A 25434-nucleotide genomic window follows, 5' to 3' on the forward strand; every position below is an offset into this window, starting at 1 on the left:
CGTTGATCTGCCGCCCTTCACGGCTTCGGCGCCGTGGGTGGCTCCCCACCGGGCAGCAGTGCCCCAGGACCGGCCTCGGCGACCGCCACGGCTTCGGTCTTGGGACTGCGCTGCTCCCGGCGGGCCACCCAGCCGGCGAACCACGAGAGCAACATGCACATCCCGATGTAGATCGGCGAGATCACCATCACCACGGGGATGAACGGCAAATCGTAGTCGAGGTTCGAGGCGATGAGCTTCCCGGCGTGGAGGAACTCCTCGTAGGTGATGAGGAAGCCGAGCGAGGTGTCCTTCAGCGCGACCACCAACTGGCTGATGATCGCGGGCAACATGGCCCGCACCGCCTGCGGTACGAGGACGTATGCCATGACCTGGGTCTTCCGCATCCCGAGCGCGAACGCGGCCTCGCGCTGGCCGCGTTCGACGGCGTTGACGCCGGAGCGGAAGACCTCGGCGAGCACCGAGCCGTTGTAGAGGGTCAGTCCGGCGACGAGCGCGGGCAGCGGCTGCACCTTGAGCGCCACGAAGATGAAGAAGATCATGACCAGGACGGGCATCGCGCGGAAGAACTCCACGACGAGCGTGGCCAGCCAGCGCACCGGGCGGTGGTCGGAGAGCCGTCCGACGGCCAGTACCCCGCCCAGCGCGAGCGAGAGCACGGCCGCCATGGCGAACGCCTTGAGGGTGTTGCCGAGGCCGCGCAGCAGCAGTTCCTGGATGCCCTTGTACTCGAACGGCATCCACTTGGTGTAGGTGAACTGGCCGGTGGAGAACAGGAGATACAGCAGCCAGGCGACCAGGCCGAGCAGTACGGCCGTGGAGAGGACGGCGTAGAGGGTGTGGCGGCGCCGGGTGCCGGGCCCTGGGACGTCGTAGAGGGCGGTGGTGCCGGTCATCGGGCGACTCCCCACTTGCGCTCGAGGAGGTGGAACAGGGCGCTGATCGCGAGGGTGATGATGAGATACCCGACCGCGATCCAGACGAAGATCCAGACGATGTTGTAGCCCAGCTCGCTCAGCGTCTTGTAGGTGCCGAGGAGTTCGGTGACGCTGAAGGCGCCCGCGATGGCCGAGTTCTTGGCGAGCGCGATCAGGGTCGAGCCGACGGGCGGGATCACCGAGCGGAACGCCTGCGGCAGTACGACCACGCTCAGGGTCTGCGAGAAGGTCATGCCGAGACTGCGGGCGGCCTCTCCTTGTCCCCGGGGCACGGTGTTGATGCCGGAGCGCAGCGCCTCGCAGATGAACGCCGAGGTGTAGCAGCCCAGCGCGATGACCGCGAACACCTGGAAGGGCAGGACGAGTCCGAAGCGGGGCAGTCCGAGCAGCACCGCGAAGAACAGCAGGGTGAGCGGGGTGTTGCGCAGCACGGTCACCCACACGGTGCCGAAGACCCGCAGCGAGGCCACCGGCGCGACCCGGAAGGACGCCATCAGGAAGCCCAGCGCGAGCGCCAGCAGCGAGGCGTAGACGGTCAGTTCGACCGTGCCGAGGAAACCCTCGCCGTACACGGCGAAGTTGTCTGTCAGTACGTTCATGCCGTCCTCGGTCAGCTCGCCGGATAGCGGTCGATCGGCGGAGGTTGGGGCGCGGGCACGCCGGACAGGCCGAGTGTCGCGTCGTACGCCCTCTTCCAGTCGCCGTTCTTCTCCCGGGCGGCGAGGGCGTCGTCCAGGGCGAAGCGCAGGGCGTTGTCGCCGTGGGGGACGCCGATGCCGTAGGGCTCCTGGGAGAACGGCTTGCCGACGACCTTGAGTTCGTCGGGGGCCTTGGCCGCATAGCCGATCAGGATCGCGTCGTCGGTGGTGACCGCGTCGACCTGATAGGTGAGCAGGTTGTCGACGCACACCGAGTAGGTGTCGTAGGCGACCAGGATCGCCTTCGGGAAGTCCTCCTTGATGCGCTGGTACGGCGTCGAACCGGCCGCCGAGCACACCCGTTTGCCGTCGAGGTCCTGCGGGCCGTGGATGTCGTCGGTGTCCTTGCGGACCAGGAGGGACTGGCCGGCCATGTAGTACGGGCCCGCGAAGCCCACGAGTTTCTTGCGGTTGTCGTTGATGGTGTAGGTGCCGACGTAGTAGTCGATCTGGCCGTTCTGCAGGGCCGTCTCGCGGTTGGCGGAGGCGATGGTGCGGAAGCGGACGCTGTCGCCGGGGAAGCCGAGGGAGGCGGAGAGCATCTTGGCGATCTCGATGTCGAAGCCCGAGTAGACGCCGGTCGCCGGGTCCTTCTCGCCCAGGTAGGGCTGGTCCTCCTTGACGCCGACGACGAAGTGGCCGCGCTTCTTCGCCCGCTTCCACGTCGGGGAGTCGGGCAGGGTGAAGTTGTGGTCGACCGAGTAGTGCGGGAGCTGCTCGGGGGCGGGGCCCTTGGTCGGCGGGCTGCCGTCCTTGCCGCAGGCGGCGAGCGGAGCCAGCAGGGCCAGCAGCACGGGCAGGACGGACAGCAGCCGGGCGCGGGGCGCACGGGTGTCGCGGGACATGGGACGCACTCCCCCGGTCAGTGTTTGAGGATCTTGGACAGGAAGTCCTTGGCGCGCTCGCTGCGCGGAGCGGTGAAGAACTCCTCCGGGGTGCGGTCCTCCACGATCCGGCCGTCGGCCATGAAGACGACCCGGTTGGCGGCGGAGCGGGCGAAGCCCATCTCGTGGGTGACGACGATCATGGTCATGCCCTCGCGGGCCAGCTGCTGCATGACCTCCAGGACCTCGTTGATCATCTCGGGGTCCAGGGCCGAGGTCGGCTCGTCGAAGAGCAGCGCCTTGGGGTCCATCGCGAGGGCGCGGGCGATGGCCACGCGCTGCTGCTGGCCGCCGGAGAGCTGCGCCGGGTACTTCTCGGCGTGGGCCAGCAGGCCGACCCGGTCGAGGAGTTCGCGCGAGCGGCGCTCGGCGTCGGCCTTCTTGCGGCCGCGCACCTTGATCTGCGCGAGGGAGACGTTCTCCAGGACGGTCTTGTGGGCGAAGAGGTTGAACGACTGGAAGACCATGCCGACCTCGGCGCGCAGCCGCGCCAGCGCCCGGCCCTCCTGGGGCAGTGGCTCGCCGTCCAGGGAGATCGTGCCGGACTCGACGGTCTCCAGGCGGTTGATCGTGCGGCACAGCGTCGACTTGCCCGACCCCGAGGGGCCGATGACCACGACCACCTCCCCCTTGCCCACCGTGAGGTCGATGTCCTGGAGGACGTGCAGATCCCCGTAGTACTTGTTGACGTCGCGCAGTTCGATCAACGGATCGACGGCCATCCGCAGCCCTACTCACTCTCAGCCGTGTCGTACTCAGCCGTGGTCGTGCTGGCCGCAAACTATCCAGCCGCTCGCCACACGGATGGACGACACGCGCCTTTCGGGCATTAGCCGTATTTACACGCCCGGCCGGGGCGGCGGTCAGACCTCGGACAGCTCCGCGTACAGCTGGGACAGCTCGGGGACGCCTCCGGAGGCCCACTCGCGGCCGCACTCCACGACCTCCACCTCCCGCCCCGAGGCGAGCCGCAGGACGGGCTCACCGTCCGCACGGAGGTGCCAGGCCGCGCCGGGTACGGTGCGCACGGCGACGGTGCCGAGATACAGCCCGGCGTCGTTCCCCAGCCAGGGCAGCAGCTCGGCGTCGTCGCGCCAGCGCGGGAGCAGCTGGTCCAGGGCCTCCAGGGAGGCGGGGGTGTCGTCCAGGCGGAAGCCCGCCTGTTCCGCCTGGGAGCGCAGCAGTTCGCACTCGGAGAGCAGCGCGGCGATGGCCTCGGGGTCGGCCGGCAGCGCCGCGGCACCGCTCTTGCGGTGCCGGGCCCCCAGGAACGGAATGTTCATGCCCCCCAGCGTGGCATCACACGTCGAGGTCGACCACCACTGGCGCGTGATCCGACGCTCCCTTTCCCTTGCGCTCCTCGCGGTCCACGTAGGCGTCCTTGACGGCTCCGGAGAAGGGGGCGTTGCCGTAGACCAGGTCGATGCGCATGCCGCGGTTCTTCGGGAAGCAGAGCTGGCGGTAGTCCCAGTACGTGAACGGCTTGTCGTACTTCAGCGGGCGCGGGACCACGTCGGTCAGGCCGGTCTCGCGCAGCGAGGCGAGGGCGGCGCGCTCGGCGGGGGTGACATGGGTGGAGCCCTCGAAGGCGGCGCGGTCGTACACGTCGTCGTCCGTCGGCGCGACGTTGTAGTCCCCGAGGACCGCGAAGGGGCGGCCGCCCGCCGCGTCACCGGCGACGGCCGCCTTCAGGGCCTCGAACCACCGGAGCTTGTACGCGTAGTGCGGGTGGTCCACCTCGCGGCCGTTGGGCACGTACACCGACCAGACGCGGACCGGGCCGCAGGTGGCCGACAGGGCGCGGGGCTCCAGCGCGCCGTCGTACCCGGGGTCGCCGGGCAGGCCCTTGACCACGTCCTCCAGGCCGACGCGGGAGAGCACCGCCACCCCGTTCCACCGGCCGGTGGCGTGGACCGCCGCCTCGTACCCCAGCTCACGCAGGGCCTCGACCGGGAACTGCTCCTCGGCGACCTTGGCCTCCTGGAGGCAGAGCACGTCGGTGCCGCTGCTCTCCAGCCAGGCGAGGAGCCGGGGCAGGCGGGCGGTGATCGAGTTCACGTTCCAGGTGGCGATGCGCATGTTCCACAACCTACCCGCCGGGTGTGACAACGGGTCTCTGGGCGACAGGACTCAGAGCCGGGCGTCGTCCCCCGGGGCCAGGCGCAGGTGTTCGGCGCCGGTGAGGGCGCCGATCTGGCGGTCGTAGATCGGGCGGGCGAGGTCGGTGAGCAGCGCGTCGTGAATGTCGTAGGCGCGCTGCGGCTCGACCTCGCGGACGTACTCGATGACCTCGGCGATCTTGTTCCAGGGGGCCATGACCGGGAGCAGCAGGGTCTCCACCGGCTGGTCGGGGACGGTGAGGGCGTCGCCGGGGTGGAAGACCTTGCCGCCGTCGATCAGATAGCCGACGTTGGTGATGCGCGGGATGTCCGGGTGGATGACCGCGTGCAGTTCACCGTGGACCTGGACGTCGAAGCCCTCGACCGTGAAGGTGTCGCCGTGGCCGACGGTGTGCACGCGGCCGGGGAAGGCGGCGGAGATCTGGTCCGCCACGGACTTCAGCGTCCAGATCTCCGCCTGCGGGTTCGCCTCCATGGCGGTGCGCAGGCGGCCCTCGTCGAAGTGGTCCGGGTGCTCGTGCGTGATCAGGATCGCGTCGGCGCCGAGCGCGGCGTCGGTCTCGCTGAAGCCGCCGGGGTCGATGACGAGCGTCCGCCCGTCCTTCTCCAGGCGTACGCACGCGTGGGACTTCTTGGTGAACCTCATGGTGTCCATCCTGTCGTGTCGGGCGCTCACTCGGCGGGCGTGGTCTCCTCGCGGATGACGCGCTGGGCCACGCGGAAGGCACCGGCGGCGGCCGGGACGCCGCAGTACACCGCCGCCTGGAGCAGCACTTCCTTGATCTCGGCCGGGGTCAGGCCATTGCGCAGCGCCGCGCGGATGTGGAAGGCCAGCTCCTCCAGGTGGCCGCCCGCGACGAGCGCGGTGAGCGTGACACAGCTGCGGGACCTGCGGTCCAGGCCCGGACGGTCCCAGATCTCGCCCCAGGCGTAGCGGGTGACGAACTCCTGGAAGTCGCCGGAGAAGGCGTCGGCCTCCGCGAACATCCCCTCCACGTGCGCGTCGCCCAGCACCTCGCGGCGGATCTTGAGCCCGGTCTCGTACCGGTCGGCCGCGCCGGGCGCCTGCTGCGGTGCGGCGACGGGTGCGGGGGCGATCTCGGCGAGCGGCGCGACCGGCACCGGCTGCGGCGGCGCGGCGAGCGCGGGGACGGCGGGCGCGGCCGGCAGCGCGGTCTGGCCGGTCTCGTACGGCTGCTGCCAGGCGGTGGAGAAGTGGCGTACGAGGAGGTCGGTGACGGCGGCGGGCTGCTCGACCGGCACCAGGTGGGAGGCGCCGGGGACGACCGCGAGCCGGGCGTCAGGCACCCCGGCGACCAGCGTGCGGGCCTCGGCGGGGCCGGTGACCTGGTCCTCGGAGCCGACGAGGACGAGCGTGGGCACGCCGACCCGGCCCAGCGCGGGCCGTACGTCGAAGGCGGCCAGCGCCTCGCAGGCGGCGATGTAGCAGCCGGGGTCGGTGGTGCGCACCATCTGCACGGCCCACTCGGTGATGGCGGGCTGCGCGGCGGCGAACCCGCCGGTGAACCAGCGCTCGGGCGCGCTGCGGGCGATGGGGTCGAGCCCGTTGGTCCGTACGATCACGCCGCGCTGGCGGAACTCGTCGGGGGTGCCGAACCGGGGCGAGGCGGCGATCAGCGCGAGCGAGGCGAGCCGTTCGGGGTGGCGCAGCGCCAGTTCGAGGCCGACGGCGCCGCCGAGCGCGCAGCCCGCGTAGCCGAAGCGCTGCACGCCGAGCGCGTCGAGCGTGGCCAGCAGCCGGTCGGTCAACTCGCCGACGGAACCGGCCGGATGGGCGGGGGCGCCGCCGTGTCCCGGCAGGTCGAACCGGAAGACCCGCCACTGCTTGACCAGTTCGGGCACCTGACGGTCGAACATGTGCCAGGTCGTCCCGAGGGAGGGCCCGAGAACGATCACGGGGGCGTCTTCGGGGCCGTCGAACCGGTACTGGAGGGCAGGGGTCTTCTTCTCACTCACCGCACCACGCTAACCGCCGGTCGGGTGTGCCCGTTTCGTGGGGGGCCGTGCGGGCGGCGCGTCCCCGGGGATCGGCGGGGAATCCTCACACGGTCTTCACGGACGGGGCGACTGCCGGGGGTCCACGGTCCAGTGGTTGGCGCGCAGGACGCGTCCGGCGAAGTCCACGTCGGTCTCCGCGAGGAACCGGAAGCCGAGGGAGCGGCAGATGCCGTTGGACGGGGCGTTGTCCGTCGCGGGGAAGGCGTGGACGGTGCCCCAGCGGTCCTGCTCGCGGGCCCGCGCGAGCAGGGCGCGGACCGCCCGCTTGGCGAGCCCCCGCCCCTGGAACTCGGGCAGCACCATCCATCCGATCTCGGACATCGGTCCGTGGGGGGTGTCGTGCGACCAGAGGGTGACGGTCCCCGCGACCGTCCCGGGGTCGGCGGGGTCCGGGACGATCATCTTGATCCAGGCGCGGTCGGCGGCGGCCTGTTCGGCGTCCCGGCGGACCTTGTCGGCCATGCCCTCGCGGGGCAGCGGGCCGCCGAGTCCGGCCATCATGGCGGGGTCGCAGCGCATACGTATGTACGCGTCGACGTCGTGCGGGGTGACATCGCGCAGGTGCAACGGGGGCCTCCTGCCGGGGCGTTCGCCGTTCCGGTCGGTCGGGTCAGCGGCGGGACGAGCCCGAGCCGGGGCCACTGCGCAGGAGGGCGAGTTCCCGGTTCATCTCCTCCAGGAAGCGGGAGACCACGCCCAGCTCCGCGGGGCTGAAGCGCTGCCGCGCGGCCTCGGTGCCCTGGGCCAGGGGCCGGAAGAAGTCCCGGGCGACGCCTCTGGCCGCCTCCGCGTAGTGCAGGTGGACGACGCGGCGGTCGTCGTCCGCGCGGACGCGCCGGATGTGTCCCGCCCGCTCCAGGCGGTCGAGGCAGGCGGTCATGGCGCCGGAGGTGAGGTCGAGCTGCCGACGCAGCCGCCCGGGCGTCATGGGGCCCTCCTCGGGATCGGCGTCGAGGATCGCGACGAGCGCCTGGACGTCGGTGACGTGGAGTCCCTGGGTCTGGGCGAACTCGTGGGCGATGCGGTTGAACTCGCCGTTGAGCCGGCGCAGGAGGACCGCGAAGGAGTGCAACCCCGCGGGGTCGTCCGCCGGAAGAGACGGCGAGGCGTGTTCGGTCCCGTGCATCGCCCCAGTATATGGTTACTCGATCATTGAGATACTTTATGAATGACTCATCTGGTCGCATGGATCTTCCCGGGGAGAGACGTATGAGAGCGGCACCCGGCTGGACGCGTTGGCTCGTGCCGCTCGTCCTGCTGTTCGTCTGGCTCGGCGTGGGCGGAACGCTCGGGCCCTACGCCGGGAAACTGGGCGAGGTCGCCACCAACGACCAGTCCGCCTTCCTGCCGCAGAGCGCCGAATCGACCAGGGTGCTCAAGGCCCGCGAGGCGTTCGACGAGGCGGAGACCCTGCCCGCGATCGTCGTCTGGACGGCGGACGGAAACCGGATCACGGACGCCGAGCGCGCGACCGCCACCCGGGCCCTCGGAGCGCTCGCCGGGCGGACCGGGATCGTCGGCGTGCCGTCGCCCGCGCTGCCCTCCGAGGACGGGAAGGCGTTGCAGGCCGTCGTCCAGCTGCGGCCGGACCTGGGCGACCGGTTGCCCGGCGTACTGGACTCGGTGCGCGGGGCCGCGCGCGGCGTGCCGGGGACGACGGCGCGGATCGCGGGCCCGGCAGCGAGCCAGGCCGATCTGGGGGACGCGTTCGCGGGCATCGACGGGCTGCTGCTGGGCGTGGCGCTCGGCGCTGTGCTGCTGATCCTGCTCCTGGTCTACCGGAGCGTCCTGCTCCCCTTCGTGATCATCCTCGGTGCGGTGTTCGCCCTCGGACTGGCGTGCGCGGTCGTCTACGCGCTGGCCGACCACGGCGTGGTCCGGGTGGACGGACAGGTGCAGGGCATCCTCTCCATCCTCGTGATCGGCGCCGCCACCGACTACGCGCTGCTCCTTGCCGCGCGGTTCCGCGAGGAACTGGCGACGGGCCGGGACCGGGCGGCGGCCGCGGTGGCGGCGGCCCGCAGGTCGTTCGGCGCGATCACCGCGAGCGCCGCCACCGTCGCCCTCGCGCTGCTGGCCCTGCTCGCGAGCGACCTCACCAACAACCGCGCGCTCGGGCCGGTCGGCGCCATCGGCATCGTCTGCGCCGTGCTCTCCGCGCTCACCTTCCTGCCCGCCGTACTGGCGCTGCTGGGCCGCGGCGCCTACTGGCCGTCCCGGCCCCGGGCGTCGGACGCCTCCGTCGAGGGGCACGGCGTGTGGCACCGCGTCGCCCGCAAGGTGGGCGCCCGCCCGCGCGCGGTGTGGGTGGTGACCGCTCTCGGTCTCGCGGTGCTGGCGGCCTTCTCCCCCTCGCTGTCCGCGAAGGGGGTGCCGCTCGACGAGATCTTCGTGAACGACGCCCCGTCGGTCGCCGCCCAGAAGACGCTGGGCGAGCACTTCCCAGGCGGGTCGGGCAATCCGGCCGTCATCATCGCCGACTCCGGCCGGGCCGCCCAGGTGACCGCCGCGGCGCGGGCCACCGACGGCGTGGCCTCGGCGGCCGCCGTCCCGGCGTCCGGACGGCCCGGCGGCGGGGCGCCGAAGGTCGTGGCCGGGCGCGTCCGCATCGACGCCACCCTGGAGGACGCGGCGGACAGCGACGCGGCCAAGCGGACGGTCGAGCGGCTGCGCGCCAGGGTCCACGCGGTGCCCGGCGCCGACGCGCTGGTCGGCGGCTACACGGCCCAGCAGTACGACACCCAGCGGACCTCCGCCCGGGACCGCACCGTCATCGTGCCCGTCGTGCTGGGAATCATCCTGCTGATCCTCGTCCTGCTGCTGCGCTCCCTGCTCGTACCGGTGCTGCTCGTGGCGACGGTGGGGCTCAACTTCCTGGCGACACTCGGCGTTTCCTCACTCGTTTTCAAGCACGTGTTCGGCTTCGGCGGTGCGGACGCGTCGGTGCCGCTGTACGGGTTCGTGTTCCTGGTGGCACTGGGCGTCGACTACAACATCTTCCTGATGTCCCGGGCGCGGGAGGAGGCGCTCGTCCACGGCAACCGGCAGGGCGTGCTGCGCGGTCTGACCACGACCGGAGGGGTGATCACCTCGGCCGGAGTGGTGCTGGCCGCGACGTTCGCCGCCCTGACGGTGATCCCGCTGGCCTTCCTGGTGCAGATCGCGTTCATCGTGGCCTTCGGCGTACTCCTCGACACCCTGGTGGTGCGCTCGCTCCTGGTCCCGGCCCTGGTGCTCGACATCGGTCCGCGGGCCTGGTGGCCCAGTGTCCTGCCGCGTGACGGCGCCGCCGCCGTGCCCGGCGCGCGCTCGGCGAACGGGGTGGAGGGCGCCGGGGTCTGAGGAGACGCGCCCCGGTGACCCGTCAGAGGCCGGCCAGGGCGTCCAGTCCGGTGAGGGCGTCGACCGGGTCGAGGGCGGGGGTGCCCCGGGGCCACCAGTCGTCCTGGCCCGGCTCGGACTCGTAGGCGTACCAGAGGCCGTCCCGGCCGAAGCGGAGCTGGACGTGGCCGAGCGGGTGGGTGAGGTGGTTGTGCCAGGGGCGGAACGGGGGCAGCCCCGCGGCGATCAGCAGCGGGCGCGCCCGGTCGAAGCGGCCCGCCGGAGGGTTCCACGGCTCCTCCAGGACGTCCAGTCCCGCGAGCCCGCCCTGCCGCCAGGCGGCCACCGCGCGGGCCAGGTCGGAGGGGGTACGGCCCGCCGCCGAGGCCAGCGTGGCGTACAGCGCGCGGGTGGCGGCGGTCAGGCCGGAGCCGGGGCGGGCGGCCGCGAGACGCACCGCGTCCTGCCACAGGGTCAGACCGCCCACCGGGTCGCGGCCGGTGGTGAGCAGGGCGTGCGCGCGGGCGGCGGCGTCGGTGGCCAGCTGGTCCAGCGCGAAGGGGTCCGGGCCGCCAGGGGCCGCCGGGTACACGGGGGGCTGCTCGGGGTGCGCGGGCGCGGGCAACGGCGGGGGCGGGGGCGGGAGTCGCCGCTCGGCGAGCGCCTCCGTGGCCCGTACGCCCGGCAGGTCCTCGGTCAGCCCCTCCCGTGCGGCGCGGGCCGCGTGGGAGGCGCTGCGCCGCGACAGCGTGTCCAGCAGCTCGCGCTCACCCCGGCCGCGCAGCAGGAGCAGCACGAAGGGGTCGGCGTCCAGCAGCCGTGCCGTCTGGTAGCAGAGCGCGGCCGCGTGCTTGCAGGGGTGCCCGGAGTCGGGGCAGTTGCAGCGGGGGTTCAGCTCGGCGGGGCCGGGCAGCAGGGGTGCGCCGCAGTCGGCCAGGGAGTGCGGCAGCTCCTTGTCGAGCAGCGCGGCGATGTGCCCCGGGCGGTCCACGGCGGCGTCCAGGAACCGCTCCCAGTCCTCGTCCCGGAGCGTGGGCAGCGTGACTTGTACGCGATAGGGCCGGGGGCGGCTTCCCCTCACGTACGCCAGCACCTGCCCCGGCGTCACGGTGATCGCGTCCACGTGTCCCGCGTCCGCGTAACCCCGGCCGCGCGCCACTCGCTTGGGGTCCAGCGCGCCCCGCTCCAGCGCCTCCACCCAGGCGTTGCCCCACCAGGTCTCGGCGAACCCGTCCGTCTCCGCGCGGGGCGCGAACGCGGGGAAGGTACGGCGGAGTTCGTTGTCTCGGTGGGGGGTGGCCATGGTGGCGGGGACGTGCGGGGCCGCTTGCGCGGGCTCCGGTTCGGCGGGGCGGGGGTGGGTGAACTCTGGTTCCGGGTCCGGGACTTCGGCGGCGGAGTTGCCCTCGGGGGCGTCCTCCCAGGTGGGCATACGGAAGGCGGTCGCGAGGAAGTCCCGTACTTCACGGACCGTTTGAGCCCGAGCGGCCGCGGGGGTGCCCTCGGCGGGAGCGGGGGGCGCCTTGCGCACCGGCTTGCGGGCCGGGCGGCTCTTCTCCTCCTCCGCCTGCGCGCGAAGCGCCTCCGCCCGAGCGGCACGCAGGGCCTCACGGGCGGCGTCGCCGGGACGGCGGGCGGCGGGGGGCGGGGTGGCGGCCGGGCGAGCCGTGGTGGCCGGGGCTCCCCCTGTCGGGTCGTCTTCGGCGGTCGGGTGGGGGGCGGGGTGCTCGGCCTGCGGGGCGGCGGCGCCCTCTGCGACGGCGGCGCGCAGCGCGGCCCGTACGGCATCACCGGCGCGTACGGGCTCGCCGGACCGTGCGGCGTCACCGGCCCGGGAGGGCTCCCCGGCTCGTGCGGCCTCCCCTGCCCCGGAGGGCTCCTCGGCCCGTGCGGCCTCCCCGTCCCCGGAGGGCTCCTCGGCCCCGGGGGACTCAGCAGTCCGGGTGGACGCACCGGTCTCCGAGGGCTCGTCGAACCGGGAGGCCGGCGCCGTCGTACTCTCCGCCGCCGCACCGGAGGCCCGTTCCCGCGCCTCCCGCAACGCCCTCCGTGCTTCCTCCGCCGGGCTGGAGCCGGACTTCGTCATGACGGCCTCCGCAGCGAGACCAGGTCGGACAGTTCGCGGTCGGTGAGTTCGGTCAGGGCGGCCTCGCCGGAGCCCAGGATCGCGTCGGCCAGGGCGCGCTTGGCGGTGAGCATCTCGGCGATGCGGTCCTCGACCGTGCCCTCGGTGACCAGGCGGTGGACCTGGACGGGCTGGGTCTGGCCGATGCGGTAGGCGCGGTCGGTGGCCTGGTCCTCGACGGCGGGGTTCCACCAGCGGTCGAAGTGGACGACGTGGCCCGCGCGGGTGAGGTTGAGGCCGGTGCCCGCCGCCTTCAGGGAGAGGACCAGGACCGGGGTCTCGCCGGCCTGGAAGCGGTCGACCATGCGCTCCCGCTCGGGTACGGGTGTGCCGCCGTGCAGGAGGTCCACCGGGACCGCGCGGGCGCCGAGGTGGGCGGTGATGAGCTGGGCCATGCCGACGTACTGCGTGAAGACGAGCACCGAGCCGTCCTCGGCCAGCACGGTGTCGAGCAGCTCGTCGAGGAGGGCGAGTTTGCCGGAGCGGGCGGCGAGGCCGTCCGGGCGGGACGGGCCCTCCTTGAGGTACAGCGCGGGGTGGTCGCAGATCTGCTTCAGCGCGCCGAGCAGCTTGAGGACGAGCCCGCGCCGGGCGATGCCGTCGGCGGACTCGATGGCCGCCATGGACTCGCGGACCACCGCCTCGTACAGCGCGGCCTGTTCGCGCCCGAGCGGGACCGGGTGGTCGGTCTCGGTCTTGGGCGGCAGCTCGGGGACGATGCCGGGGTCGGACTTCTTGCGGCGCAGCAGGAAGGGCCGGACCAGCCGGGCCAGACGCTCGGCGGCCTCCTGGTCCTCGCCGTTCTCCACCGCGCGCGCGTGCCGGGCACGGAAGGACTGGAGGGGGCCGAGGAGTCCGGGGGTGGTCCAGTCGAGCAGGGCCCACAGTTCGGAGAGGTTGTTCTCGACGGGCGTGCCGGTGAGCGCCACGCGCGCGGGGGCGCCGATGGTGCGCAGCGCCTTGGCGGTGGCGGAGTACGGGTTCTTCACGTGCTGGGCCTCATCGGCGACGACCATGCCCCAGGGGCGGTCCGCGAGCTGTTCGGCGGCGGAGCGCATCGTGCCGTAGGTGGTGAGGACGAAGCCGCCGGACACCCCGTCCAGCGTGCGGTCGGCGCCGTGGAAGCGGCGGACGGGGACGCCGGGTGCGAAGCGGTTGATCTCGCGCTGCCAGTTGCCGAGCAGGGAGGCGGGGCAGACCACGAGGGTCGGTTCCGGGCGGGCGCGCTTGAGGTGCAGGGCGATGAGGGTGACGGTCTTGCCGAGGCCCATGTCGTCGGCGAGGCAGCCGCCGAGGCCGAGGGAGGTCATGAGGTCGAGCCACGCCAGGCCGCGCAGCTGGTAGTCGCGGAGAGTGGCGTCCAGCCCTGCCGGGGGTTCGGCGGGGGCGAGTCCGGCGGTGAGACGGTCGCGCAGGGCGGCGAGGGCGCCGGTGGGGACGGCCTCGACGGTCTCGCCGTCCACCTCGGCGGTGCCGGTGAGCGCGACGGAGAGCGCGTCGACCGGGTCGAGCAGGCCGAGTTCGCGCTTGCGGGCCTTGCGGACGAGCGCGGGGTCGACCAGGACCCAGCGGTCCCGGAGCCGTACGACGGGACGGTGGGCCTCGGCGAGGGCGTCCATCTCGGCCTCGCTGAGCGGGTCGCCGCCGAGCGCGAGCTGCCAGCGGAACTGGAGCAGGTCCTCGCTGTCGAAGAAGCCGGTGCCATCGGTGGCCGAGCCGGGCGCGGGGCGGACGACCGCGGAGGCGCTGAGGTCGTGGGCGAGGTCGCGGGGCCAGTGCACGCCGACCCCGGCGGCGGCGAGCCGCCCGGCCGCCGTCCCGAGCAGGTCGGTCACCTCGTCCTCGGACAGTGCGAGCACGTCGGGGACGTCGCGTTCGGCCAGCCGCTCCAGGGGCGCCCACACGCGGGCCGCGCGCCGTACGGCGAGGGCGGCGTCCACGCGCGCGCGGGGTCCGAAGGCGGTGTCGGCCTCCCCCGCCCACAGGGCGGCCGCGTCCGTGACCAGGGTGGGGTCGGCCAGGCTGTGCACCTGGACGACGGCCGCGCCCGCCGCGCGCGAGCCGCTGTCGTCGCCCGCGTCGAAGACCGCGTACGCCGAGAGGTCCAGGCGCAGCGAGATGCGTACGCCCGCGTCCATGCCCGCGGCGACCTCGGCCGCCCAGTCGTGGGCGCCGGGCAGCGGCTGGGGTTCGCGGGCGGCGAAGGGGCGGCCGCCCGTGTGCGGGGCGGCGGGGGTGCGGGGCAGGGTGTCGGCGACCGCGTCCAGGAAGGAGCGGACCAGGGCCTCGGGTTCGGGCAGCCGGAGCGGGCCCTCACCGGGCAGCGGCACCGCGTGGCCCTCGGCGGGCAGGGCGGCGGCGACCGCGCGCAGGTGCGCGATGTCGTCGGGCTCCAGCGGGCCCGCGCGCCAGGCGTCGTGACCGCTCGGGGTGAGGCCGGGCAGCAGCCGGCCCCGGGCGGCCAGGCGCAGGGCGTGCAGCGCTGCGGCGCCCCAGCAGACGGTGGCGGGGTGGGCGGCGGCGTCGTGCCGAGCGCCTGCCAGCAGGGGCAGCGCGTCCATGAGCGGCAGGGTCAGCGCGGGGACCTGGCGGCGCCGTACGGTCGCGCCGTGGCGGCGTACGACGGTCAGCTCGGTGACCGTCCCGCCGGAGCCGTCCGGCTCGGGGAGCGGGGTGCCGTCGGGCGACCAGAGGGCGATCCGGCCCTCGCGGGGCAGGGGCGCTGGCAGGTAGAGGGTGGCGAGGTACGCCGGAATCCGTCCCCCGATCGCCTCGGAGTACGCGCGCTCGCTCAGCACGGCCGTGCCGCCGTCCATACGTCCTGTCACCTCCCGCCCGTGTGTCGGACCAGTTGTCTCCGACTGTACGGGCGGGGTCTGACAATCGGCTCCGGCGAGGGCCGGAGGCCGGTCACGGCACCGTGCGGGAGACCGCGTAGACCATCGGGAACCGCGGGTCGGAGAGGTTGACGACCACGTCCTGGGTGGGCGCCGGGTTCTTCTGCGTGCGGCTCGCGCCGACCCAGGGGCCGGGGCCCGCGAAGTTCCAGCCGGAGACCTTGCGGTCGCGGGCGCCGATGGTGAGGTCGCCCTTCTTCAGTTCGTCGCGGCGCAGGCCCATGGTGGCGAGGAAGCTGTCCAGGCCCGCGTCGTTGGTGCGGAACTGCACGTAGAGGCGGCTGGTCTTCCAGTTGTTGGTCTCGTAGTAGGCGAGGTAGTCGGCGGGGCGCGGGACGGCGACCTGGTAGAGGCGGCGCTGCACCTTGGAGGGCCAGCCCGGGGTGAGGCCGGTGGCCGAGTACTTCGCCTCCTTGTCCTTGCCGCTGTCGCGGCTCTGGTTGGCGGAGATCACCAGATAGCCCGCCGGCACTCCGATGAGCAGCACGATGATCAGCAGCGTGAGCGCGCGGCGACGGACGCGGTGGCCGGGGTCCTCGGCGGGGGCGTGCGGGGTGTCCGGCGACGCCGCCTGGTGTGGCAGCGAGGTGGTCATACGGTGTCCCGGTCCCGGCGGCCCTGGACGTACCGCTCGTAGCGTTCGTGCCGCTCGACCCGGCGGCGCTTGGCGCGGCGGAAGCGGCGGGCGACCAGGCGGGCGAGGTCGGCGGCGCCGACCATGCCCGCCTCGGGGCCGAGCTGGGCGCGGGCGATACGGGCCTCGGGGCGGTAGCCGCGTCCGGTGAGCTGGCGCTTGAAGGCGTCCCGTGCGGGGCCGATGAGCAGGTCGTCGGCGGCGCTGACGCCGCCGCCGATGACGAAGCAGGAGGGGTCGAGGGCGGCGGCGAGGTTGGCGATGCCGACGCCGAGCCACTGGCCGATGTCCTGGAGCAGCTCGATGCACATCGCGTCGCCCTCGCGGGCCAGCTCCGTGATCATGGGCCCGGAGATGTCGCCGATCTGGCCCTTGACGTGCTCGATGATGCCGTAGGCGACGGGCGAGTCGGCGGCGGCCAGCTCCTTGGCCTCGCGGACGAGCGCGTTGCCGGAGCTGTACTGCTCCCAGCAGCCGCGGTTGCCGCAGGGGCAGCGGTGTCCGCCGGGGACGACCTGCATGTGGCCGAACTCGCCCGCGACGCCGAACTTGCCGCGCTTGACCTGGCCGTCCTCCAGGATGGCGCCGCCGATGCCGGTGCCGAGGGTGATCATGACGAGGTGGTCCTCACCGCGTCCGGCGCCGAAGCGCCACTCGGCCCAGGCGGCGGTGTTGGCGTCGTTGTCCACCAGGACCGGCACCGAGAGGCGGCCGGAGAGGCGGTCGCGCAGCGGTTCGTTGCGCCAGGACAGGTGAGGGGCGAAGAGCACCCGGTTGCGGTCGGCGTCGACCCAGCCGGCCGCGCCGATGCCGACGGCGTGCACGTCGTGCCGGTCGGAGAGGTCCAGGACCAGTTCGACGATGGTGTCCTCGACGACCTTGGGGCTCTTGGACTTGTCCGGGGTCTCCGTGCGGAGCTTCTCCAGGATGTTGCCGTCGGCGTCCACGACGCCCGCCATGACCTTGGTGCCGCCGATGTCGATGCCGACGGTGGGCACGCGGGGAGCCGTGAGATGCGAACGGCGTTCCCGGGTGCCGACGGTCCGCAGTACGGGCGCTCGGCGGGAACCGATGGGGGCCGTGAGGTCGCGGTAGGTGCTCATCGTCGTCGATTCTGCCTCAACGGGCGAGGTACATGGTGTCAAGGCGGGATAAGGGAGCGCGCGCGACCATGGACGCCACGGACACGCTCCCCGTCCCCGTCAGCCGCGCTGGAGTTCGTGCACCAGGGCGTCGAGGTCGGCGCCGCCCGCCATCTGCTTGGTGAGCTCGTCCAGGGTGATCTCGTCACGTGTGTGATTACCCACCATGGTGCCGCGCCGCAGCAGCACGAACCGGTCGCCGACCAGATACGCATGGTGCGGGTTGTGGGTGATCAGCACGACGCCGAGGCCCTCGTCACGGGCGGCGGCCACATATTTGAGGACCACACCGGACTGCTTGACGCCCAGTGCGGCGGTCGGCTCGTCCAGGACGAGGACCTTGGCGCCGAAGTGGACGGCACGGGCGATGGCGACGCACTGGCGCTCACCGCCGGAGAGGGTGCCGATGGGCTGGTCCACGTCGCGCAGGTCGATGCCCATGCGGAGCAGTTCGGCGCGGGTGGTGCGGCGCATGTGCTCGATGTCGAGGCGGCGGAAGGGGCCCCGGCCCTTGCGCGGCTCGGAGCCGAGGAAGAAGTTCCGCCAGACCGGCATCAGGGAGACGACGGCGAGGTCCTGGTAGACGGTGGCGATGCCCCGGTCCAGGGCGTCGCGCGGGGAGGTGAGCCGGGTCTCCTCGCCCTCGACGCTCAGGGTGCCGCCGTCGTGGCGGTGCAGTCCCGCGATCATCTTGATCAGGGTGGACTTGCCCGCGCCGTTGTCGCCGAGGACGCAGGTGATCTCCCCGGCGTGGACCTCCAGGGAGACGCCCTCCAGGGCGCGGACATTGCCGTAGTGCTTGCTGACGTCGGTCAGCTCGACGAGCGGCACGCGCTCTTCGGTCACGGTCATTTCGTGGCCTCCGCACGCTTGCGGACCCAGGTGTTGAGCAGGGTCGCGAGGAGCAGCATCGCTCCGAGGAAGAACTTGAACCAGTCGGGGTTCCACTCGGCGAAGACGATGCCCTTGCTGGTCATGCCGAACAGGAGCGCGCCGACCGCCGAACCGACCGCGCTGCCGTAGCCGCCGGTGATCAGACAGCCGCCGATGACGGCCGCGATGATGTAGATCAGCTCGTTGCCGACGCCCTCGCCGGACTGGACGGCGTCGAAGGAGAAGAGCAGGTGCTGGCCGGAGATCCAGGCGCCGAAGGCGACGCCCATGTAGAGGCCGATCTTGGTCTTGGCGACGGGCACGCCGACCGCGCGGGCCGCGTCCGCGTTGCCGCCGACGGCGAAGATCCAGTTGCCGACGCGGGTGCGCAGCAGCACCCAGGAGGCGACGGCGACAAGGGCGAGCCACCACAGGATGGTCACCTTGAAGTCGACGCCCCCGACGGTGAGCGTCGAGGCGAAGAGGGCACGGGCGCTGGGGAAGCCCTCCATGTCGGCGATGGTCTTGGTGGAGACGGTGCCGTCGATCAGCTTGGTGAAGCCGAGGTTCATGCCGGTCAGCATCAGGAATGTGCCGAGCGTGACGATGAAGCTGGGCAGCTTGGTGCGGGTCAGCATGAAGCCGTTGAAGGCGCCGATCGCGAGGGTGACCAGCAGGGACACGCCCGCGCCGACCCAGACGTTCGCCGTCATCTGGTAGCTGAACATCGAGGAGATCAGCGCGGACGACGTCACCATGACGCCCGCCGAGAGGTCGAACTCGCCGCCGATCATCAGCAGGGCCACGGGCACCGCCATGATGCCGATGGTCGAGGAGGCGTAGAGGACCGTGCTGAGGCTCGACGCGTGCAGGAACCCTCCGGCGACGCACGCGAAGAACACGAAGACGGCGAGGGCGCCGACGACCGACCCCAGCTCGGGGCGGGCGAGGAGTTTGCGCAGCGGGGAGGTCCGCAGCAGGCGTTCGTCGGCGGACGGGCTGTCGGGGCCCGGCGGCGCGGGGGCCTCGGTGTTCACGCTCATCGGGTGCCCCGCTGGGTGTACTCGGCGAGCGCGGCGGCCTGGTCCTTGGTGATGATCTGCGGCCCGGTCAGGACGGGCTTGCCGCCGCCGAGCATGTCGCCGTTGTACTTGTACAGCCACAGCAGGTCGATCGCCTCGTAGCCCTGGAGATAGGGCTGCTGGTCGACGGCGAAGCCGAGGGTGCCGTCCTGCAGCTCGGCGGCGACCTTGGCGTTGAGGTCGAAGGTGTCGATCTCGGCCTTGCTGCCCGCGTCCTGCTTGGCCTTGGCGGCGGTGTCGGCGTACGGCGCGCCCAGGGTGACGACGGCATCCACGGACCGGTCGGCCTGGAGCTTGGCCCCGATCGCGGACTGCACGTCGGGCATGTTGGTGCCGTTGACGTAGAGCTTCTGCACGGTGCCGTGGAAGGTCTTGGCGACACCGTCGCAGCGCTGTTCGTGGCCGACGTTGCCCTGCTCGTGCAGGATGCACAGGGCCTTCTTGCGGCCGCGCTTGTTCAGCTCGTCGCCGACGGCCTCACCGGCGATGGTCTCGTCCTGGCCGACATGGGTGAGGGCACCGAACTTCTTGGAGTCGGCGGAGCCGGAGTTCACCGTGACGACAGGGATGCCGGCCTTCTCGGCGCGGGCGACGGCCGCCTTGAGCGCGTCGGGCTTGGCGAGGGTGACGATGATGCCGTCGACCTTCTTGTCCACGGCGGCGTCGACCAGCTGCGCCTGCTGCTGGGCCTCGTCGTCGTGCGAGTACAGGAAGTTGATGTTGTCCTTGATCGCGGCCTGCTTGGCGCCGCTCTGCACGATGTCCCAGAAGGTGTCGCCGTCTCCGGAGTGGGTGATCATCGCGAAGGTCCAGCGGGGGGTGTTCACCGCCGACCTGCCCTGGGCCGCCGCCGCCTTGCGGGCGTCCTCGGCCCGCTTGCCGCCGGTGCTGCTACAAGCGGCGAGCGACAGACAGGCGATCACACCGAGTGCCCCTGCCATCGCCGTGCCCACCCGGGTCCGAAACCGTGCCACGAGGCCGTGCTCCTTCTTGCGTGCGTAACTGGACCGTGCTCCAACATGCGAGAGGGGCGGGCGAGCACTCCGTCGGTTCGTCCCGGCGGTGCCGTCACCTGCCCCAAACACTTCAGTATCGAACATACGGAACACTCGTTATATGCCCGGGGCACCTATTACGGTCATTGTGTCCGGACATTCAGACACATACGCACCCGAAATCCGGACGGTCAGGACCGGACGAGGAGCTGGAATTCGAAGGAGTAGCGGGCCGGACGGTAGACATGGTCGCCGTACTCGACGGCGCGGCCGGTGTCGTCGTACGTGGTGCGTCTCATGGTGAGCAGGGGGGCGCCCTCGGCCTCGGCGAGCCGTTCCGCCTCGGCGGGGGCGGCGGCGCGCGCGCCGATGGACTGGCGGGCGCTGTGCAGGGTGATCCCGGCCGCGCGCATCATCCGGTAGAGGCCGGTCGCCTCCAGGCGGGCGGTGTCGAGGTCGAGCAGGCCGGGCGGCAGATGGTTGACGAGGTACGCCATCGGCTCGCCGTGCGCGAGGCGCAGCCGCTCGACACGGTGGACGTCGCTGCCCTCGGGCAGTCCGAGCGAGGCGGCGACCTCGGTGGACGCGGGCACCGTCGTATTGACGAGCACCTTGGTCGCGGGGCGCTGCCCGGCCGCCTCCAGGTCGTCGTAGAGGCTGCTCAACTCCAGCGGGCGCTTGACCTGACTGTGCACGACCTGGGTGCCGACGCCCCGGCGGCGCACCAGGAGCCCCTTGTCGACCAGGGACTGGATGGCCTGGCGGACGGTGGGCCGGGACAGGCCGAGCCGCGCGGCCAGCTCGATCTCGTTGCCGAGCAGGCTGCCCGGGGTGAGCGCGCCGCGCTCGATGGCGGCCTCCAGCTGCTGGGAGAGCTGGAAGTACAACGGGACCGGGGAGCCGCGGTCCACACGGAGGTCGAGCGCCACGGTCGGGTCCACATCTGGTTTCGGCACGGGCCCGAGCGTAGTCCGGTGCCCGGTTGACGGGAAGTCGTGAAGTCCGATTGTCCGGACATATTGATTGACAAGTACAGGACGGCCCTCCACTTTGTTTCCATGCGCATCGGGGTCATCGGTACGGGCCGCATCGGCACCATCCACGCGAACACGCTCAGCCGCCACAGGGAGGTCGGATCGCTCATCCTGACGGACACGAATCCGTTACGGGCACAGGAGTTGGCACACCGCCTGGGCGAGACGGCGGCGCCCGGGGTGGACGAGGTCTTCCAGTGGGGCGTGGACGCGGTGGTGATCACCACGGCGACGTCCGCGCACGCCGAACTGATCGGGCGGGCGGCACGCTCGGGGCTGCCGGTGTTCTGCGAGAAGCCGATCGCGCTCGACCTGCCCGGCACCCTGGGCGCCCTCGCGGAGGTCGAGGCCGCCGGCACGGTGCTCCAGATGGGCTTCCAACGGCGCTTCGACGCGGGCTACGTGGGCGCGCGCGAGGCGGTACGCTCCGGCAGACTCGGGCGTCTGCACACCGTGCGGGCGCTCACCTCCGACCAGTCGCCGCCCCCGCCGGAATGGCTGCCGCTGTCCGGCGGTCTGTTCCGGGACACCCTGATCCACGACTTCGACGTCCTGCGCTGGGTGACAGGGCGCGAGGTGACCGACGTCTACGCGAGCGGCTCCGACGCCGGGCCGCCCATGTTCCGCGCCGCCGGTGACGTGGACACCGGCGCGGCGGTCCTCACCCTGGACGACGGCACCCTCGCCACCGCGACGGCGACCCGCCTGAACGGCGCGGGCTACGACGTCCGCATGGAACTGGCCGGAGAACGGGACACCGTCGTGGTCGGCCTGGACGACCGCACCCCGGTCGCCTCCACGGAACCGACCGGCCCGCCCCCGTGCGACAAGCCGTGGAGCGGCTTCTTCGAGCGCTTCGGCTCGGCCTACGAGGCCGAACTGCGCGCCTTCGTGGAGGTGGTCCGGGGCGAACTCCCCAACCCGTGCGACGGCCGCGAGGCCCTCCAGGCCCTGCGGATCGCGGAGGCGTGCGAGACGTCACGGCGCGAGCGGCGGGCGGTGGCGCTGGCGGAGGTGCCGGACCGGTTGGGGGCGGCTTACGAGGGGGGCGCGCTCAGGGTGTAGGGCCCGTGGCGGACCCCCTGATTCCACGGTTCGTCGCCCGGCGACCAGGGGGCTCCGCCGGTTCTGCTTCCGTACACGTCGCAAGGGGCCGCGCGGACCGGCCTACAGAGATCCCGGCTCGCCGTCGGCGACGAACCGTGTCAGGCATCGTTCCAGCAGTTCCAGAAACCGCCGCAGATCATCGGCCACCTTGTCGAGCTCCGGTTCGTCCAGCGACGCCGTCCGCGTCCGGTGAACCGAACCATCAGGGCCCACGACGTAGGACAGGCCGCCGTCGTTCGAGCCGATGACCAGACCGTGGGCCTCCTGATCCGCGCCGACGTCGACAGCGCCGTACTCCTGGAGTCGCAGGAGTACGTGACTCGCCGGGTCGAGGAAGTAGCCATTGCCGACGCCGAGCGGACCTCGTCAACGCCAGGGGGAAAGCGAACGGTCAGTCATGAGGCCGGATCATGGCAGGAGTCACGCCGTCCAGGCTGCCTTCAGGTGGCCATCATGTCTGCCAGAGAAAGGCGGCCTCGCTACAGGGCCGACAGTGAAAGACGTAGCCTCGGCCGCCTCCGCCGAAGTTGGCGGAGGTCGCGAAGTCGGATCCCTCTTCGAGTTCGGCGGTGAATGCCATACGGGTTGCGCAGGAGGGACAGTCGGGGGTCTCGTCGTTCTGGATCCAGTCGGGTTCGCCACCCAGCCGCCCCAGAACGGGCTCCGCGGTTGGGGTGTCGGCCGAGTGAGGGCGCAGGGCGGTCACCGCACCGAGCATCGTGGCGCCCTCGGCGGGGACGGTGGCCGCCGACAGTCCACCGCTGAACACGAAGGCGCGGTTGGCACCGGCGGTGGCGTCCCAGTCGTCGCACATGCCCGGGTCGCTCTGGCAGAAGAAGACCGCGACTGCCCCCTCATCGAGGGGCAGGTGAGCGAGGAACTGCATGGGCTCGCCACACTCACGGCAATCCGGCCACACGAATCCCTCCGGAACGAGTGGCACTCCGCCCGTGCGCAGTACGGGAGCGTCAACCATGGCTTCTCCGCCATTGACCAGCAGCATGGCCGAATTCTACGAGCGCGCGGAGTGGGAGCGGCACGCCCGTGAGGTGCTCCTCCACGGCACCGAGTCTCAGGCGCCTCACGGCACGCCGGGTGCCGTTCGCCCGGTTCCTCGGCGGCTGGATGCCAAGGCGCCATAGGCGGTCAACACCGCAGCTCCGAGAGGCAGCAGCGGAGACAGAACCGCCGTCCCCCAGGACGTGACACTGGTGTCCACCACCTCGAAGGTTCCCCACGGCGTCCTGGCGGCGGGCACCACCTCCCCTTGCTCGCCGTCATGGCGCACCGTCACAGTGCGCCCGCTCAGGTCACCCACAAGCTGACCAGAGCACTCGGCGTAGCTCCCTCCGCGACCTCCGCCCCTCGGCTGGCACTGCGTGAGACGAATCCGGACCTCGTCCCCCGCCAGTCCCAACCGCACGAGCCCCAGAGCCCTGGCCCACATCGCTGTCCCCACGAACAGCGCGGTGAGCACACTCCAGGCGACGACGGCTATGGCCCACCCCTTAGCGGTCATGGGGCAAGCATGGCGCATGCGGCCGGACACAGACCCGCCCGGCGACCCCAAGCGTGGGGGGAGGGGTCGCCGGGCGGGTCGTGTGGGGGGAGGTCAGCAGCCGAAGTCGATCAGGTCGAACGTGGCGTAGTGGTCGGAGGTGTAGTAATCCTCCTCGTACGCCTTGCCGGTGACGATGCGTCGGGCGCCGCGGGTGGACTCGCCCGGGGTCTTGACCGTGTACTCGTGGTAGTAGCCGGACGACTGGCCGGGCAGGACGCCTTCGCGGTTCTGGAAGACGACGCCGTCCTGGGAGTAGGGGAACGGGCCGCCCTGGTCGATGAGTTCCAGGGTGTCGTAGGCCTGCGAGGGCAGGTCGCCGTAGCAGATGCTGCCGACGGACGCGGTGACCGCGTCCGCCGTGCCGGTGGCGACCGTGCCGCCGACGAGGAGCGCCGAGAGCAGCGCGGCGGCGGCGCCGACGCGAGACGTTCGTGGGGGGAATCTCATGCCCTCATGATGACGCGCGTAGACGTGGGCATGTCAATGACAAAGATGTGGATTTTCCCGTCAGGTCCGATGAGTTCTCACGGAGTTAACCTCCCGGGAGGGGGCCTTTCGGCCCCGTCCCACGCCCCTCCGGCCCCTGTCTCACACCTCGTCGGACAGCTCGAAGCTGCCGTACTCGGGGTCGCCCGCCACGTCGTACGTCTGGATGGAGACGCCCGTGCCGGTGACGCGGCCCGCGGTGTGGCGGAAGCGGGTGGGTACGGCGCCCTCCGAGAAGAGGCGGCGGCCCGCACCGAGCACGACCGGGAAGGTCGCGAGGTGGAGGGTGTCGAGGAGGCGGAGGTTGACCAGGGCGCGGACCAGAGCGCCGCTGCCGTGGATCTGGATCTGCCCCTCCGTGCTCTCCTTGAGCGCGCGGATCTCCTTGGCCAGGTCACCGGAGAGGACAGTGGTGCGGTGCCAGGCCGGGTCCTGGAGGGTGGCCGAAACGACGTACTTCGGGAGGCCGTTGAGCTTCGCCGCGATCAGGTGGTCGGGGTCGGTCACGTGCGGCCAGTACGAGGCGAAGATGTCGTACGTGTGACGGCCGAGCAGGAAGGCCTCGGGGCCCTCGAAGACCTCGGTGATGAACTCGCCGAAGTCCGGGTCGGAGAACGGTACGGTCCAGCCGCCCTGGGCGAAGCCGCCGCTGGTGTCCTCCTGCGGGCCGCCGGGCCCCTGGTACACACCGTCCAGGCTGACGAAGACGGTGGAGACGAGCGTGGCCATGAGGTGCCTTCTTCCGATGCAGGGGTCCGTCGGCGGCCGGGGGCCGCCCATGTCAACGGTGCAGACCCCGGCTCCGCCCGCAACTCATCGGTGCCGGGAGCGGGCACGGCGGCAGGGCCGGGGAAATCAACGACCCCGATAACGCACCCACCGTGTCCAGTCGCACCAAGAACGGCCGATATCGCACCCCACGGCCCGGAAATTCCGTAGCATCATGAGCGGAAACTCGTCCGGCGGCCCGGAAAGGACCGGCATGGCCTCCATGAACGACGATCTTCTCGCCACCATCGCGGCGGAGCGGGAGATCTACCGGACTTTCTACACGTTCTTCCGGCTGGTGGACACGGGCCGCTACGAACAGCTCGTCGACTGCTTCACCAAGGACGCCCTGATCGAGTACGACGTGATGCCCGGGCCCACCCAGCGCTTCCATGGACGCGACGAATTCACCGCCTTCACGTCGGCGGGGCGCCCCCGGCGGCGGGAGCCCACGGTCGCCCACGTCCTCGGCCAGACCCTCATCGAGTGGACCGGCAACCGCCCCCACCTGCAGTCTTACGCCACGGTCTGGCACTGGAACACCATCCGCACCCCCGACGGCCGGCCCCGCCCCGCCGACTGGACCGTGATCGGCCTCGTGGAGGACGACTTCGAGCAGGAGGACGGCCGCTGGCTCATCAGCCGCCGCCATGTGGCCCCGGTGGCGGGACTCGTCGCGGCGGGAACGGGGCCGATGTAGCGCTTTTCCGGTGCGGTGTTTTTCCGACCGACGGGCGTTCGCGTGTGCGT

Annotated in this window: 24 protein-coding genes; 3 read left to right on the forward strand and 21 right to left on the reverse strand. The window is 72.0% G+C overall.

All coding sequences use genetic code 11. The annotated features are described in order from the left end of the window. Positions 1–17: 17 nt before the first annotated feature. The 10 genes from AB0E91_RS02825 to AB0E91_RS02870 form a co-directional block, all read right to left on the reverse strand. Complete coding sequence (locus AB0E91_RS02825) at positions 18–896, reverse strand: amino acid ABC transporter permease (protein ID WP_361774111.1); 879 nt, start codon at positions 894–896, stop codon at positions 18–20. After that, positions 893–1537 carry an amino acid ABC transporter permease gene (locus tag AB0E91_RS02830; protein ID WP_361774114.1) on the reverse strand — a complete coding sequence of 215 codons (645 nt, stop codon included), beginning with the start codon at positions 1535–1537 and terminating at the stop codon, positions 893–895. The genes AB0E91_RS02825 and AB0E91_RS02830 overlap by 4 nt, the downstream gene beginning before the upstream one ends. An 11-nt stretch (positions 1538–1548) precedes the next feature. Next, complete coding sequence (locus tag AB0E91_RS02835) at positions 1549–2481, reverse strand: glutamate ABC transporter substrate-binding protein (RefSeq protein ID WP_361774117.1); 933 nt, start codon at positions 2479–2481, stop codon at positions 1549–1551. Between the two features lie 17 nt (positions 2482–2498). Continuing rightward, positions 2499–3242 (reverse strand): amino acid ABC transporter ATP-binding protein, encoded by a 744-nt coding sequence (locus AB0E91_RS02840; RefSeq protein ID WP_361113414.1) that lies wholly within the window; start codon positions 3240–3242, stop codon positions 2499–2501. A gap of 141 nt (positions 3243–3383) precedes the next feature. Continuing rightward, positions 3384–3803, reverse strand: a complete 420-nt coding sequence (locus AB0E91_RS02845; RefSeq protein WP_361774121.1) for a DUF6278 family protein — start codon at positions 3801–3803, stop codon at positions 3384–3386. A 16-nt stretch (positions 3804–3819) separates the two neighbouring features. Continuing rightward, positions 3820–4599 carry an exodeoxyribonuclease III gene (locus AB0E91_RS02850; protein WP_361774124.1) on the reverse strand — a complete coding sequence of 260 codons (780 nt, stop codon included), beginning with the start codon at positions 4597–4599 and terminating at the stop codon, positions 3820–3822. A gap of 51 nt (positions 4600–4650) precedes the next feature. Continuing rightward, positions 4651–5286 carry an MBL fold metallo-hydrolase gene (locus AB0E91_RS02855; protein WP_161182364.1) on the reverse strand — a complete coding sequence of 212 codons (636 nt, stop codon included), beginning with the start codon at positions 5284–5286 and terminating at the stop codon, positions 4651–4653. 26 nt (positions 5287–5312) lie between these two features. Next, positions 5313–6617: an alpha/beta fold hydrolase gene (locus AB0E91_RS02860; RefSeq protein WP_361774128.1), complete on the reverse strand. Its 1305-nt coding sequence runs from the start codon at positions 6615–6617 to the stop codon at positions 5313–5315. 96 nt (positions 6618–6713) lie between these two features. Beyond that, positions 6714–7226: a GNAT family N-acetyltransferase gene (locus tag AB0E91_RS02865; protein WP_361774131.1), complete on the reverse strand. Its 513-nt coding sequence runs from the start codon at positions 7224–7226 to the stop codon at positions 6714–6716. A 43-nt stretch (positions 7227–7269) separates the two neighbouring features. Further along, entirely contained in the window at positions 7270–7785 is a 516-nt protein-coding gene (locus tag AB0E91_RS02870; RefSeq protein ID WP_361774134.1) for a MarR family winged helix-turn-helix transcriptional regulator, read from the reverse strand. A gap of 83 nt (positions 7786–7868) precedes the next feature. Between AB0E91_RS02870 and AB0E91_RS02875 the strand changes: the two genes are divergently transcribed. After that, positions 7869–10001 carry an MMPL family transporter gene (locus tag AB0E91_RS02875; protein ID WP_361774137.1) on the forward strand — a complete coding sequence of 711 codons (2133 nt, stop codon included), beginning with the start codon at positions 7869–7871 and terminating at the stop codon, positions 9999–10001. Between the two features lie 22 nt (positions 10002–10023). Here the strand turns inward: AB0E91_RS02875 and AB0E91_RS02880 are convergent, their stop codons facing one another. The 8 genes from AB0E91_RS02880 to AB0E91_RS02915 form a co-directional block, all read right to left on the reverse strand. Continuing rightward, positions 10024–12066, reverse strand: coding sequence for an SWIM zinc finger family protein (locus AB0E91_RS02880; RefSeq protein ID WP_361774140.1), 2043 nt, complete (start codon positions 12064–12066; stop codon positions 10024–10026). Next, the gene (locus AB0E91_RS02885; protein ID WP_361774142.1) at positions 12063–14921 is read right to left on the reverse strand and encodes a DEAD/DEAH box helicase; all 2859 of its coding nucleotides are present in this window, start codon (positions 14919–14921) and stop codon (positions 12063–12065) included. Before AB0E91_RS02885 ends, AB0E91_RS02880 begins: the two co-directional genes overlap by 4 nt. Before the next feature lie 94 nt (positions 14922–15015). Further along, entirely contained in the window at positions 15016–15597 is a 582-nt protein-coding gene (locus tag AB0E91_RS02890) for a sugar kinase (RefSeq protein WP_361113390.1), read from the reverse strand. Continuing rightward, positions 15594–16739 carry an ROK family glucokinase gene (locus tag AB0E91_RS02895; RefSeq protein ID WP_361774146.1) on the reverse strand — a complete coding sequence of 382 codons (1146 nt, stop codon included), beginning with the start codon at positions 16737–16739 and terminating at the stop codon, positions 15594–15596. The genes AB0E91_RS02890 and AB0E91_RS02895 overlap by 4 nt, the downstream gene beginning before the upstream one ends. Before the next feature lie 99 nt (positions 16740–16838). Then, complete coding sequence (locus AB0E91_RS02900; protein WP_361774149.1) at positions 16839–17630, reverse strand: ATP-binding cassette domain-containing protein; 792 nt, start codon at positions 17628–17630, stop codon at positions 16839–16841. Further along, positions 17627–18694 (reverse strand): ABC transporter permease, encoded by a 1068-nt coding sequence (locus AB0E91_RS02905; RefSeq protein ID WP_361113381.1) that lies wholly within the window; start codon positions 18692–18694, stop codon positions 17627–17629. The genes AB0E91_RS02900 and AB0E91_RS02905 overlap by 4 nt, the downstream gene beginning before the upstream one ends. Then, positions 18691–19707 (reverse strand): sugar ABC transporter substrate-binding protein, encoded by a 1017-nt coding sequence (locus tag AB0E91_RS02910; protein WP_361774153.1) that lies wholly within the window; start codon positions 19705–19707, stop codon positions 18691–18693. Before AB0E91_RS02910 ends, AB0E91_RS02905 begins: the two co-directional genes overlap by 4 nt. A 212-nt stretch (positions 19708–19919) precedes the next feature. Next, a complete protein-coding gene (locus AB0E91_RS02915) occupies positions 19920–20657 on the reverse strand; it encodes a GntR family transcriptional regulator (RefSeq protein ID WP_361775138.1) in 738 nt (245 codons plus the stop codon). Between the two features lie 129 nt (positions 20658–20786). Here AB0E91_RS02915 and AB0E91_RS02920 point away from each other — a divergent pair, with 129 nt between their 5' ends. Next, positions 20787–21827: a Gfo/Idh/MocA family oxidoreductase gene (locus AB0E91_RS02920; RefSeq protein WP_361774156.1), complete on the forward strand. Its 1041-nt coding sequence runs from the start codon at positions 20787–20789 to the stop codon at positions 21825–21827. 493 nt (positions 21828–22320) lie between these two features. Here AB0E91_RS02920 and AB0E91_RS02925 read toward each other — a convergent pair whose 3' ends face one another. From AB0E91_RS02925 to AB0E91_RS02935, 3 genes are all read right to left on the reverse strand, one after another. Continuing rightward, positions 22321–22872: a hypothetical protein gene (locus AB0E91_RS02925; protein WP_361774159.1), complete on the reverse strand. Its 552-nt coding sequence runs from the start codon at positions 22870–22872 to the stop codon at positions 22321–22323. 609 nt (positions 22873–23481) lie between these two features. Continuing rightward, positions 23482–23877 carry a ribonuclease domain-containing protein gene (locus tag AB0E91_RS02930; protein WP_361774162.1) on the reverse strand — a complete coding sequence of 132 codons (396 nt, stop codon included), beginning with the start codon at positions 23875–23877 and terminating at the stop codon, positions 23482–23484. A gap of 141 nt (positions 23878–24018) precedes the next feature. Continuing rightward, positions 24019–24645, reverse strand: coding sequence for a dihydrofolate reductase family protein (locus tag AB0E91_RS02935; RefSeq protein WP_361774165.1), 627 nt, complete (start codon positions 24643–24645; stop codon positions 24019–24021). 214 nt (positions 24646–24859) lie between these two features. On the opposite strand from AB0E91_RS02935, the gene AB0E91_RS02940 reads away from it, so the two are divergent. Continuing rightward, the gene (locus tag AB0E91_RS02940; protein WP_361774168.1) at positions 24860–25384 is read left to right on the forward strand and encodes a nuclear transport factor 2 family protein; all 525 of its coding nucleotides are present in this window, start codon (positions 24860–24862) and stop codon (positions 25382–25384) included. The last annotated feature ends 50 nt before the right edge of the window (positions 25385–25434 follow it).

Origin of the sequence: Streptomyces sp. NPDC026659 (assembly GCF_040638245.1) — a bacterium.
Classification (GTDB): Bacteria; Actinomycetota; Actinomycetes; order Streptomycetales; family Streptomycetaceae; genus Streptomyces.

What these genes read in the sequence shown, in the direction of transcription:
- AB0E91_RS02825 (WP_361774111.1), bottom strand. Translation starts at nt 896, where the DNA reads ATGACCGGCACCACCGCCCTCTACGACGTCCCAGGGCCCGGCACCCGG.
- AB0E91_RS02830 (WP_361774114.1), bottom strand. Translation starts at nt 1,537, where the DNA reads ATGAACGTACTGACAGACAACTTCGCCGTGTACGGCGAGGGTTTCCTC.
- AB0E91_RS02835 (WP_361774117.1), bottom strand. Translation starts at nt 2,481, where the DNA reads ATGTCCCGCGACACCCGTGCGCCCCGCGCCCGGCTGCTGTCCGTCCTG.
- AB0E91_RS02840 (WP_361113414.1), bottom strand. Translation starts at nt 3,242, where the DNA reads ATGGCCGTCGATCCGTTGATCGAACTGCGCGACGTCAACAAGTACTAC.
- AB0E91_RS02845 (WP_361774121.1), bottom strand. Translation starts at nt 3,803, where the DNA reads ATGAACATTCCGTTCCTGGGGGCCCGGCACCGCAAGAGCGGTGCCGCG.
- AB0E91_RS02850 (WP_361774124.1), bottom strand. Translation starts at nt 4,599, where the DNA reads ATGCGCATCGCCACCTGGAACGTGAACTCGATCACCGCCCGCCTGCCC.
- AB0E91_RS02855 (WP_161182364.1), bottom strand. Translation starts at nt 5,286, where the DNA reads ATGAGGTTCACCAAGAAGTCCCACGCGTGCGTACGCCTGGAGAAGGAC.
- AB0E91_RS02870 (WP_361774134.1), bottom strand. Translation starts at nt 7,785, where the DNA reads ATGCACGGGACCGAACACGCCTCGCCGTCTCTTCCGGCGGACGACCCC.
- AB0E91_RS02875 (WP_361774137.1), top strand. Translation starts at nt 7,869, where the DNA reads ATGAGAGCGGCACCCGGCTGGACGCGTTGGCTCGTGCCGCTCGTCCTG.
- AB0E91_RS02880 (WP_361774140.1), bottom strand. Translation starts at nt 12,066, where the DNA reads ATGACGAAGTCCGGCTCCAGCCCGGCGGAGGAAGCACGGAGGGCGTTG.
- AB0E91_RS02885 (WP_361774142.1), bottom strand. Translation starts at nt 14,921, where the DNA reads ATGGACGGCGGCACGGCCGTGCTGAGCGAGCGCGCGTACTCCGAGGCG.
- AB0E91_RS02890 (WP_361113390.1), bottom strand. Translation starts at nt 15,597, where the DNA reads ATGACCACCTCGCTGCCACACCAGGCGGCGTCGCCGGACACCCCGCAC.
- AB0E91_RS02895 (WP_361774146.1), bottom strand. Translation starts at nt 16,739, where the DNA reads ATGAGCACCTACCGCGACCTCACGGCCCCCATCGGTTCCCGCCGAGCG.
- AB0E91_RS02900 (WP_361774149.1), bottom strand. Translation starts at nt 17,630, where the DNA reads ATGACCGTGACCGAAGAGCGCGTGCCGCTCGTCGAGCTGACCGACGTC.
- AB0E91_RS02905 (WP_361113381.1), bottom strand. Translation starts at nt 18,694, where the DNA reads ATGAGCGTGAACACCGAGGCCCCCGCGCCGCCGGGCCCCGACAGCCCG.
- AB0E91_RS02920 (WP_361774156.1), top strand. Translation starts at nt 20,787, where the DNA reads ATGCGCATCGGGGTCATCGGTACGGGCCGCATCGGCACCATCCACGCG.
- AB0E91_RS02925 (WP_361774159.1), bottom strand. Translation starts at nt 22,872, where the DNA reads ATGCTGCTGGTCAATGGCGGAGAAGCCATGGTTGACGCTCCCGTACTG.
- AB0E91_RS02930 (WP_361774162.1), bottom strand. Translation starts at nt 23,877, where the DNA reads ATGAGATTCCCCCCACGAACGTCTCGCGTCGGCGCCGCCGCCGCGCTG.
- AB0E91_RS02935 (WP_361774165.1), bottom strand. Translation starts at nt 24,645, where the DNA reads ATGGCCACGCTCGTCTCCACCGTCTTCGTCAGCCTGGACGGTGTGTAC.
- AB0E91_RS02940 (WP_361774168.1), top strand. Translation starts at nt 24,860, where the DNA reads ATGAGCGGAAACTCGTCCGGCGGCCCGGAAAGGACCGGCATGGCCTCC.